The organism is Methanophagales archaeon (assembly GCA_021159465.1).
In the GTDB taxonomy this organism is placed as follows: domain Archaea; phylum Halobacteriota; class Syntropharchaeia; order Alkanophagales; family Methanospirareceae; genus G60ANME1.
The window spans coordinates 1-1753 of record JAGGRR010000249.1 but is presented as its reverse complement, the minus strand read 5'-3'; the positions used below and the strand labels follow the sequence as shown (position 1 = coordinate 1753).

Annotated in this window: 1 protein-coding gene; it reads left to right on the top strand. The window is 46.4% G+C overall.

Annotated elements, in window-relative coordinates; genetic code table 11:
- Positions 1 to 89: 89 nt before the first annotated feature.
- Positions 90 to 1753 (top strand): ribonucleoside triphosphate reductase (locus J7J01_10275; GenBank protein MCD6211243.1); only part of this gene is annotated, 1664 nt, incomplete at its 3' end.

Genomic DNA, 1753 nt, shown 5'->3' with positions numbered 1-1753 from the left:
GTACTTCGGTGAGAATCTCTGACCTCTCCCTTATCCTTCTCCCCCTCTATCCCCCATCTCTGTTCTGATCTGGTGCAGGGTGATGTTGTATGGGTCGTGTGAGTGTAGTTAGGGAATATGTAGAGAAAAGAACTTGGCGAGTTAACGAGAACGCCAACCGCATCCCTTCGATAGGGGGTCTCAAGACCTACATCGCAGAGAAGACAATTGCGAAGTACACACTCTCGTTATATCCGAAGGAGGTTCGAGAGGCGCATCTGAACGCTGCGATACACATCCATGACTTAGGGCATGGCATCTCGGGTTATTGCAGCGGTTGGTCTCTCCTTAAAATCCTAATGAAGGGTTTCTACGGAGGTAACGGAACGATCAAGTCAAAACCTCCGAAGCACTTTACAAGTGCTTTAGCCCAGCTCGTAAACTTCATAGGTGTGATCTCGCAGGAATGGGCAGGTGCACAAGCTGTAAACTCTTTTGATACGCTCTTAGCCCCATTTATTCGCTACGACAATCTCTCGTATAGGCAAGTGAAGCAGGCACTCCAAGAGTTCATCTTCTCGCTAAACGTTGCTTTGAGATATGGTCACGAGACGCCATTCACGAACATAACCTTTGACTTGACAACACCATCAGACCTTAAGAACGCGCCAGTCATCATGGGTGGAGAGCCTCAAAGTCAAACTTACGACGAATTTGAGGAAGAAAGAGAGATGCTCAACAGAGCCTTTTTAGAAGTGTTGTATGAAGGTGACGCTGACGGTGCTGTTTTCCGCTTTCCTATTCCAACTTACAACATCACAGAAGATTTCACTTGGGATGGTGATTTCGGCGAAATTCTCGCAAAGGCGACAGGAATGTTCGGCGTCCCCTACTTCCAGAATTGTATCTCATCTGGAATTCATCCTGCGGACGTGAGGGCTATGTGTTGTAGGCTCCGCTTAGACCTGAGAGAGCTGCGAAGAAAAACAGGAGGTCTCTTCGGATATAACGATGAAACAGGCTCCATAGGCGTCGTTACCATAAATCTTGCTCAGATAGGATTTCTTGCAAAGGATGATAGCAACTTCTTTGAGATGCTGGATGAGCGTCTGCAAATAGCCAAAGAAGCGCTCGAGCTCAAGCGTCAGATAGTTATTCAGAATTTTGAGCGAGGTTTGCTTCCATACACTTCGCAGTATTTACACACTCTTGATAACCACTTCTCAACAATCGGCGTCGTCGGTGGCGAGGAAATGTGCCAGAACTTTCTTGAGTGCTCAATTGCAGACGAAGATGGTAAAGACTTTGCAGTGAAAGTGCTTAAACACATTCGCTCACGAATAGAGGAGTTCCAGGAAGAGACAGGACACTTATATAATTTGGAGGCAACGCCTGCGGAAGGTTGCTCATACAGACTCGCCAAAATTGATAGGAAACGGCTCAAAGGCATAATCACAAGCGGAACTTCAAAAGCTCCTTTCTACACGAATTCGACGCAACTGCCAGTGGATTGCGACCTTGAGTTAATAGAAGCGCTTAAGCATCAAGAAGAGCTTCAAACAATTTACACAGGTGGAACGATCTTTCATGTTTACGCAGGCGAAGGCTTAAGCGAAGGCGAGTGTGGAAGGATAATACCACACTTTATTACTTGGCTCTGCACAAAGTTCAAGCTACCATATTACACATTCACACCAACTTATTCAGTTTGCAGAAACTGCTCGATCAGATACAGAGGAAAGGTCGAGAGATGTGAGCGGTGTGGTGGAGAGTG